The organism is Helicobacter brantae, from assembly GCF_003364205.1.
Classification (GTDB): domain Bacteria; phylum Campylobacterota; class Campylobacteria; order Campylobacterales; family Helicobacteraceae; genus Helicobacter_G; species Helicobacter_G brantae.
Genome location: NZ_NXLV01000013.1, coordinates 34480 through 42927 on the forward strand (window position 1 = coordinate 34480; position 8448 = coordinate 42927).

Here is an 8448-nt window from a genome sequence, read left to right on the forward strand (position 1 = left end):
CAAAGATTACTTGATAGGCTCGATTTTTACCTTTGCTTTCTCTCTCATCTGCTTCATTGTTTCTCTAATCTTCATCTCAACCATTTGGGCTTTGAGGTTGTTTTGGATAGCACTTTCTGCTTGATCAAAAGGCACTGTCTTTGCCTCAGTTTTGCTTTGGAGGAAAACGATGTGGTATCCAGCTTCAGTTTGGATAGGAGTTGTTGTGTAAGTTTGTGGAGCTAGTCCAAAAACAGCTTCAGTGAATTGTGGCAACATTTGATTGCGATTAACTGTGCCTAGATCTCCACCATTTTGGCTTTTTTGTGTTCCTGCGTCAATAGAGTATTTGTTTGCAAGATCAATAAATAGTTTTTGAAGTGCATCGCCTTTTTTGCCTTTGAGATCTGCTAGGATTTTATCAGCCTCTTCTTTTGTTTTCACAACGATTTGTCGTACTTGAGCTTGTTGATCGATAAATAGATTCTTGTTTGAATCATAGAATTTCTTTGCATCTTCTTGAGTTACTTTAATGCTCTTAGAAAATTTCTCTTGTTGTTGCTTAATCCACAAATCAATCGCTAGATTAGTTTTGAGGATACTAAGAGCTTCTTTGTATTCTTTGTCTTTTTCAATTTTGTCTTTTGTAGCAGCAATGAGAGCAAGTTTTCTTTCAATCAATTGATTGATTACAGCTTCTTTGTCTTGTTTTGAAAGCTTGTCATAGCTAAATCCAGGGATAACTTGCTTGAAGAAATCCATATCTTTTTCTGTAATCTTTTGTCCATCAACCGTTGCAAAAACCTCAGCAGTTGCCATAGTGGCACACATCATTCCTGCAAGAATTGAGCTAATTAGAATCTTTTTCATTCTAGTGTCCTTTGGTGTTGAAATTTGCATCTTGCTTAAAGATACATAGAAGTTTTTATTTTACTACACAAAAAGTCAATATTTAAACACCAAGACGACTTTGAAGAAGTTTTATGCTTTTTTCTATCTCTTGAATGGGGGAAATTTCCTTTTTTATCCCACTCTCAAAACTCTCAAAAGTGCTTTTCCCAATCCCAACAGCCAGATAGCTACTATCCCATTGAAAATTTTGCAAAAAATAAGCATAAGCACTAGGGGAAGTGAAGAGTAAAATGCTATTTTTAGGGGGTTTTTGTGAGTTTTTGAGTGATAGTGGGCTAGAGTGATAAGCAATTTGAGAGTGGATAGAGAATCCTGCATTTTTTAGAGTCTCATCAAGATTTGAGATAATGTTTTTGGCTCTAAGATAGAGCAGTGAGGTTTGGGGACTAAGTGTATGTTGCAAAAGGGTTGCAAACTCTTTGCCGTGAGAGTTTGGCGAGATATAGGCAAGATTGCCTCCAAGATTTTGCAAAACCTTTGCACTTCCCCTACCTATCACATAGCTTGGTTTTTGCTTCCACTCTTGCATTTGGGAGTGTTTTTTGGCATTTTCCTCTAAGGAAAGGATAGCGTTTTTGGAAGTGAAGATTAATGCTTCAAATCCTCTTAAATCAAGGCAAAAATCTTCATAAATGATTTCCCCCACTACTAGGCTTTTGGCAAAATCATAGTTTTGATATCCCACCACGATGATTTCACGCAAAGCCCCACTCCTAGCTAAACTTTTTTGAGAAAGCAGGTTTTTAGCACGACTACTCCTGCTTTGTCAGCCTTTCCTTCAATCTCATCGTCTTTGTTGGTGAGGCGAATGTTTTTGATGATTGTCCCACGCTTTAGAGTAGCAGAACAACCTTTGACTTTCAAATCTTTGATGACTTGCACGCTATCTCCAGCACTAAGTTCATTCCCATTACTATCTTTTACGCTCATTTTTTCTCCTTATAGAAAATATTTAAGATGAAAATTTACCTCAAATTTGATTCTTTTTGATACATTTTTGGAGTCTTTTTTAGACAATAAATTCTTATCTTAAAACAAAAGGAAAATATAATGAAACCTACCTTTCAAGGAACTCCTGTGACTTTAGCAGGAAAAGTTTTACAAATCGGAGAGATTGCACCTGAGGTTACACTCCCTAGCAAAGATTTAAGCGAAGTTAAAATCGGTGGAGCAAGTGGCAAGTATCAAATCATCAATTTTGTTCCTAGTCTTGATACAGGTGTTTGTGCAATGCAAACTAAAAAGTTCAATACTGAAGCTTCTAAACTTCCCAATGCTCAAGTGTTTGTCATCAGTATGGATTTGCCCTTTGCTCAAGGAAGATTTTGCTCAACAGAGGGGATTGAAAACCTAGTTGTAGCAAGTGATTTCAGAGCTAAAGAATTTGGTAAAAAATATGGTGTGCTTATTGATGATAGTGCATTAAGAGGACTTCTTGCTCGTGGTGTGATTGTCCTAGATCCTGAAGGAAAGGTTATCTATCAAGAAATCGTGCCAGAGATTACAAATGAGCCAAACTATAAGGCTGTAATGGACTTGTTTTAATCCTCTTAGCCCCTTGTGGGCTAAAAGCTACACGCAAACGCAAAACTTCCCACCCCGTGAGCTCCATCTTGAGCTTTGAACTCTTTACTTGTATAAATCACTTGGTAGGTAAAGCTCATAATCCCTGAAACGATAGAAAATCCCCCCACAACAGAGCCTACAAAAGGAGAGAGTTGTGTGCTGATAGGATAAGGGCTTTTGCCAAAGACATTGCCTTCTATAAAAAGATTATGCCCTACATAAGAGCCATACATTCCCACAAAGCCATAGATTCCTAGCCCATCGCCATACACTCTACCACTAGAAAAACCCCAATTCTCCCCTGCAATCCCTTGAGGGAGAAAGGTGGTTTTGAGGTTATATCCTGCACGAAACATTCCTCCAAGCTTGGCAAAGACATTGGCATTTCCAAAAGCAAGTTCAAGAGAGGGAATCACATCAATATCAAAGTATTCACTCTCCAAAAAAAAGTAGCGATAGGCTAGTTCATAAGAGAGATTGAGGATAATCTCATCTCCCACTTGCGTATCCCAGCCATTTGAAAGTCTAAGTCCCATAAGGGAATGAATCCCATTTTGTGCTTCTTTGCCATAGGCATATTTCCCACTCACTCCCACTCTTACCCCTAGAGTTTCAAGAGTGTTTTGAGTTCTGTGATGAAGTGCAAAACCAAGATTGAGATACCCTGCATATGGGTGGTCTCCGATTTCAGGAGCAAGAGCAAACTTATCTATGGGGGTATAAATGCTTTGGTTGATTGCCACAGAAAATGAGGTATTGCCCTTAATCAAGCCAATTTTATCAAGCAGTCCATATTCTCCCTCAGGAGAGCTATAAAGGATTCCTTGTCCTGCTGTGTAGTAGCGATCAATCACTGAGTCAAAATATGCGTCATTTTGGCTTATTGCTCCAATATAGTGTTTTTTGTAAAGTGGGAGCGAAGAGGGCTGGGGCGTGATTTCTTCTTTTGTGTATTGGGGTGGAGTGAGGGATTCTAGGGCAGATAAAGAGAGCTTTGTAATCAATGCAATAAAAAATATTTTTTTCATCATTCCTCCTATATTTTGGGATATTCAAAGATTTTTTAGCACTCATACTAATAAAATGCTAAAAATCCTCTGAACTCTCATTGCTCTTGGCTCTCTAGGTTTGTTCCAATAAAGTTTCTTCCAAGCTCTTTGCAACACTCAAACACGCTAAAGCTTCCACTTGCAGGATCTAGCACAATATCTCCCTCTTTTGTGCAAGAAAGGATTAGAGCTTTTTGCAGTCCTTTGGGTTTGGAGTGGGGGTGAGTCTTTAGCTCCTCACTTGAGAGTTTCTCACTCCACACATCGCGGATATTGTGGAGATTCCAAGTGCCTTTGGCTTTGATAGGTTTTTTTTGTAAGATAAGCAAATACTCACTTTGTCGCCTTGTGCGATAACCCATTCCCATTTTTCCCTTATCCCAAGTGATGAGATCTACACTTTGAAATGTCGTGTTCTCTAGCCATTTTTGCACTCCCTCACACAAATGAAACTTATCAATCCAAAGCATTAAATAAGAGCTAGGTTTTAGCACTTGATGAAGTTTGGCTATAAACTCGCCTATCATCTCTTCGCTCATTTGAAAAAGCTCACTTCTTCCCCTCTGCCTCTCTCCCTCATTGCCGTATTTCATCTTATCTAGCACCCCACGATATTGGGGATCAAAGAAAGCAAGGGAGATGCTTTGAGGGGGAATCTGAGAGAGAAGTTTTAAGCCACAGATACTAAGAGGGCGATTGAGTAGGGTTTGCAAAGATTCTCCTAAAGACAAAATATCAAAGAGATTTTATAAAAAATACAGAGAAAAATGGTTGTTTTTGCATTTTAGAGCTTGTTCTTGATTTGCTCAATCCTGCGATTTTTTTCTTTTTCCCATTCGCTGATGGGATCTAGTTTGTCCCACGCCTCCATAAGTTTCCTCTCCTGAGAGCTTAGAGGGATATTGTAGGTTTTGCTCATATATAGATATGCTCTTGCAATATCGCCCTTTATCTCATCTCGTGGATAAGCCCTTTTGTTTTTGAAATCCACATAAAATCTGCATTTGCCATATTGATTGAATGGGACTTCTTTTCCTGCTTGGGCGTATCGATAGTTGCTTCTATCGCCATTGATTTCTCCAATGCTTGGGACAAGATTATGCATATCAGCTTCCATTTTTGTAAAAGTAGGGTCTTTTTGACACGCTTTTCTTCCACCTTCTCTCCAGCAAGGCAGATGTTTGCCAAAATTTTGTGCAGGCATAATATGTTCCCATTCAATTCGCTGTGTGCGTAAGTTGGGTTTGCCTTTTTTGGTGGTGGGATTTCTTGGAGTATAGCTCCCATCATTTTGCAAAATCGCATTTTTGCCTACATAGACATAAGGAGTATTGCAATAAAAAGTATATTGATTGTCAGAGTAAATTTCTTTAAGGAGTTTCTTGGATTGGGAAAAAGAGGGTTGAGAGTAGAGTGAGAGTGTAAAAAGAAAAAAGATAAAAATACGCATTGCTTTGCCTTCATAGGGGATAAAAATAAACTTAGAACTATAATTAATTTTTTGATAAAAATTGAGAAAAATTTGGATAAAAATTTTTATTGAAGTGTTGCTAGAGGTTTTTGATAATGATTTTTCCTCTTTGCAAATCTATTTCGCCCCTTTGCTTCATCTCCTTTAGGGTTTTGCTGATTGCCTCTCTTGCACTTCCTAGATGATTGGCTAATTCCTTATGAGTGATATATAGCACTTCTTGATGAGATTGAAGCAAGAAGTCTTTGATCCTTTGTTGAAGTGGAGTGAAAGCCACACTAGTGAGGACTTGAAGAGTTTGAGATAGGCGTTTGTTGATGATTTCATTGACTTTGAGAGCAAATCGTGTATTTTCTTTAGAGAGAGCTTTGACTTTTTGACTAGGCAGGAGTGCGATTTGACTTTTTTCTTGGACTTCTAGTGTGATGTCAAGCTCAAAACTTGGCAAAACACAAGAGGCTGATAGCACACAAAACTCTCCTAGCTCTAAGAAAAAAAGTGTGATTTCTTTGTGATTGTAAGAAGTGCTAAAGACTCGGATTTTCCCACTCAAAAGACACATTACTCCCTCACATATCTCTTGATTGACAAAGAGGCGTTTGCCTTTGGGATAAGTAAAATAAAGTAAGTCTTTTTCTTGAAAATATTCTTGCATTGTTAATTTTCCAAAGATTTTTGGAGATTGTAGCAAAAATTTTTAAGATAAATGATAGGGAGAAACCCTATCACTAGAATAAAGGGGTTTAGTAAGAGAGCATTAGTTTTTGAAGCTCTTTGCTATCTGTAATCCCAGCATTTAATCCAAGCATTAAAATAATTCTTGTAGCTTGAGGAGTGTGCCACCAAGATGTGATAAATCCATATTTTTCATCATCAACCTCTCCCCATTGAGGTGTGGGTCCATAGATGATTCTTGAGGTTCGCACTACTTTTACCCCACTCTGACTTGCTTTGATTAGTGCTTTTTGCACTTCATCATTGAAGTTTCCATTTCCCACTCCTGCATATACAATCCCTTTAGCTCCATTTTTGACTGCATCTTCTACTGCTTTTGCACTGCTCCCTGCATATCCATAGAGGATTTCTACTTGGGGGAGTGAGGAGGTGTTGGAGATATCAAATTGGCTTTGGGTGGTATGTCTTTGCAAGTTATCTCTTAGAAAATAAGGAGTGTTATTCCACATATAACCTAGATAGCCAATATTTGCAGGTTTGAATGCATCAATATGCACAGGAGAGCTTTTTGTAACATCAGAGGCACTGAGGATATTGCCATTAAAAGTGAGTAGCACTCCTTTGCCTTTAGAGAGAGGAGAACTTGCTAGGACAATGGCATCAAAGAGGTTTTTTGGACCATCAGCACTAAGCGAAGTGGAAGGACGCATCGCACCTACAAGCACCACAGGCTTATCACTTTTTGTAGTGAGTTGCAAAAACATTGCACTCTCCTCAATCGTATCTGTCCCATGTGTGATGACAATTGCATCAATATTCTTGTCTTTGAGAAGTTCATTGACACGCTTTGAGATTTTTAGCCAATCACTTGGTGTGAGATTTTGACTTCCTTTTTGCAAAACTTGCTCACTTTTGAGAGTTGCATACTTTGCGACTTCATCTTTGGGGAGGGCTTGTAGTATTGTTTCAATCAGCACTTTACCTGCATCATAAGAAGAAGCCGTAGAAGAGCTTGAAGCTCCAGCAATCGTCCCACCTGTTGCTAAAATATAAACCACAGGCTTATCTCCAGCACTCAAAAAACTAGCCATACAAACAATGGCAACTGCTCTTAAAAACCTATTCATTTTTTCTCCTTGTGTTTTCTTGCCCAATATTTAGGCTATCTTGTATCTAATCTTTAAAAAATTGACAAAAGATGACAAAAATTGATTTTTATTCAAAAGTTTTTCTAAAGAAAAGTTCTTATTCCCATTTTTTGGAGAAGAGGAGAGATTTTGTTTCTTTTTGTAAAGCACTCTTCACCACTAGGAGTGAAGAGAAATGCTCCAAGGCAGGGTTTTTCCTGCATTTAGGGGGACAATGCACTCTTTGCCCATAGGGATAGAGGAGGGGATAGTGCAAGGAGATGTGTGAAGAGTGATGATTTTGTTTGATTGAAGATTGAGTTCATAGTTTTTAATCGCATTATCACTTATAAAGCTTTGGAGATTTTCAAGCTTGTTGTGTGATTCAAAGAGGGTGCAGAGTTGCTCTAGCAAAAAAGGAGCTGAAAAAATCCCAGCACTTGCAGGAGAAGTGAGTTTTTTGCTAAGCAGATGAGGGGCACTATCAGAGCCAAAGCAAACCTTTGGATGAGATTCAAGAGCTAAGGAGAGCAGGGCGTCTCTGTCTTTGGGGCTTTTCAAAATAGGTTTGCAGAAGAGATGAGGATTTAATCCCCCTCCAAGCAAATCATCAAGGCAGAGCGTGATGTGATGAAGTGTGAGGGTGGCAAAGACATTAGAGTATCTCTCCAATACCTCAATGCTTCGCCTATCGCTTAAATGCTCAATGATGATTTTGAGAGTGGGAAAATTGATTGCAATCTCTTTGATGATTTCTAAAAACTCAAATTCCCTATCAAGGCTATACCCTCCACTCTCAGCGTGGATTGAGAGGATAAATCCTAGCTCTTGAGCAATGGAAAAAATCTCTAGTGTGCTTTTGTCCAAAATCTCACTTACTCCATTTTGGCTATTGGTTGTAGAGCCTTTGGGGTAGAGCTTGAGGATTTTTACTCCCTTCTCTTTTGCTTGTAATAATTCTTGTTTGTTTAAATTTGGTGTGATATAAAGAGCCACTTTTGCTTCAAATTCTTTGCTAAGGGCATAAAGCTTCTCTTGATAATCCATAGCAAGTGCTGTGGAGGTGATAGGGGTGGAGAGATTTGGCATCACAACTCCTCCAGCAAAAGAAGTGAAGCTAAAAGGAAAAACACACGCCAAAGTATCGCCCTCTCTTAAGTGGAGGTGCATATCTAGGGGATTTTTTAGAGTGATTTGCATCGCTTAGTCCTTCTTGGTTTTGGCAAATTATAAAATAAGGAGATTTAATGCAAATCAAAAAATGGAATGAGGCTGATTTTAGCCAAGAGAAAACGATTGAAGTGATGTTTGAGTATGAGGGGAGCAAAGAGATAAAAATCACTTTGGCTCAAGGTGGGAAGCTAGAAGATCACAAAGCACCCAAACAAATCGGAGTGCAGGTGCTAAGCGGAAAGATTAGGTTTGGAGTAGGGGGAGAGTTTTTTGAGATGAATGAGCTTGATAGCATTTTCTTAGAGCAAGGGGTGGTTCATAGCCTTGAAGCCCTTAGCAACTCTATTGTAAGACTAAGTTTGTATCGATAGAGAGAGGGGGATTTTCCTCATCTCTCCACCCCTCTTTCCCTCATTTTATTTCCCACCCCTTTTTTTATCCCACCCTTTCTCTATCCTCATATCCTAGAAACTATATCTTGCTCCAAGATTGAACT

11 protein-coding genes are annotated in these 8448 nt (G+C 38.7%); 2 read left to right on the forward strand and 9 right to left on the reverse strand.

The features are described from left to right. Nucleotides 1–6: 6 nt before the first annotated feature. The 3 genes from CQA58_RS06595 to CQA58_RS06605 all read right to left on the reverse strand — a co-directional run bounded on the left by CQA58_RS06595 (nt 7) and on the right by CQA58_RS06605 (nt 1821). Nucleotides 7–849: a peptidylprolyl isomerase gene (locus CQA58_RS06595; RefSeq protein ID WP_170126759.1), complete on the reverse strand. Its 843-nt coding sequence runs from the start codon at nt 847–849 to the stop codon at nt 7–9. A gap of 82 nt (nt 850–931) precedes the next feature. Further along, a complete protein-coding gene (locus CQA58_RS06600) occupies nt 932–1594 on the reverse strand; it encodes a uroporphyrinogen-III synthase (RefSeq protein ID WP_170126760.1) in 663 nt (220 codons plus the stop codon). 14 nt (nt 1595–1608) lie between these two features. Continuing rightward, nucleotides 1609–1821, reverse strand: coding sequence for an alkylphosphonate utilization protein (locus CQA58_RS06605; RefSeq protein WP_115569934.1), 213 nt, complete (start codon nt 1819–1821; stop codon nt 1609–1611). A gap of 120 nt (nt 1822–1941) precedes the next feature. On the opposite strand from CQA58_RS06605, the gene tpx reads away from it, so the two are divergent. Continuing rightward, nucleotides 1942–2436: a thiol peroxidase gene (tpx, locus tag CQA58_RS06610; protein ID WP_115569935.1), complete on the forward strand. Its 495-nt coding sequence runs from the start codon at nt 1942–1944 to the stop codon at nt 2434–2436. A gap of 20 nt (nt 2437–2456) precedes the next feature. Here the strand turns inward: tpx and CQA58_RS06615 are convergent, their stop codons facing one another. The 6 genes from CQA58_RS06615 to pyrC form a co-directional block, all read right to left on the reverse strand. Continuing rightward, nucleotides 2457–3485, reverse strand: coding sequence for a lipid A deacylase LpxR family protein (locus CQA58_RS06615; RefSeq protein ID WP_170126761.1), 1029 nt, complete (start codon nt 3483–3485; stop codon nt 2457–2459). 77 nt (nt 3486–3562) lie between these two features. Next, nucleotides 3563–4219 (reverse strand): DNA-methyltransferase, encoded by a 657-nt coding sequence (locus CQA58_RS06620; protein WP_245942794.1) that lies wholly within the window; start codon nt 4217–4219, stop codon nt 3563–3565. Between the two features lie 71 nt (nt 4220–4290). After that, nucleotides 4291–4956, reverse strand: coding sequence for an endonuclease (locus CQA58_RS06625; protein ID WP_115569938.1), 666 nt, complete (start codon nt 4954–4956; stop codon nt 4291–4293). A gap of 100 nt (nt 4957–5056) precedes the next feature. Beyond that, nucleotides 5057–5632 carry a Crp/Fnr family transcriptional regulator gene (locus CQA58_RS06630; RefSeq protein WP_115569939.1) on the reverse strand — a complete coding sequence of 192 codons (576 nt, stop codon included), beginning with the start codon at nt 5630–5632 and terminating at the stop codon, nt 5057–5059. 88 nt (nt 5633–5720) lie between these two features. Then, nucleotides 5721–6779 carry a type II asparaginase gene (locus tag CQA58_RS06635; protein WP_211305721.1) on the reverse strand — a complete coding sequence of 353 codons (1059 nt, stop codon included), beginning with the start codon at nt 6777–6779 and terminating at the stop codon, nt 5721–5723. Nucleotides 6780–6959: 180 nt separating this feature from the next. Beyond that, nucleotides 6960–7979, reverse strand: coding sequence for a dihydroorotase (pyrC, locus tag CQA58_RS06640; RefSeq protein WP_115569940.1), 1020 nt, complete (start codon nt 7977–7979; stop codon nt 6960–6962). A 47-nt stretch (nt 7980–8026) separates the two neighbouring features. On the opposite strand from pyrC, the gene CQA58_RS06645 reads away from it, so the two are divergent. Further along, the gene (locus tag CQA58_RS06645; protein ID WP_115569941.1) at nt 8027–8323 is read left to right on the forward strand and encodes a cupin domain-containing protein; all 297 of its coding nucleotides are present in this window, start codon (nt 8027–8029) and stop codon (nt 8321–8323) included. The last annotated feature ends 125 nt before the right edge of the window (nt 8324–8448 follow it).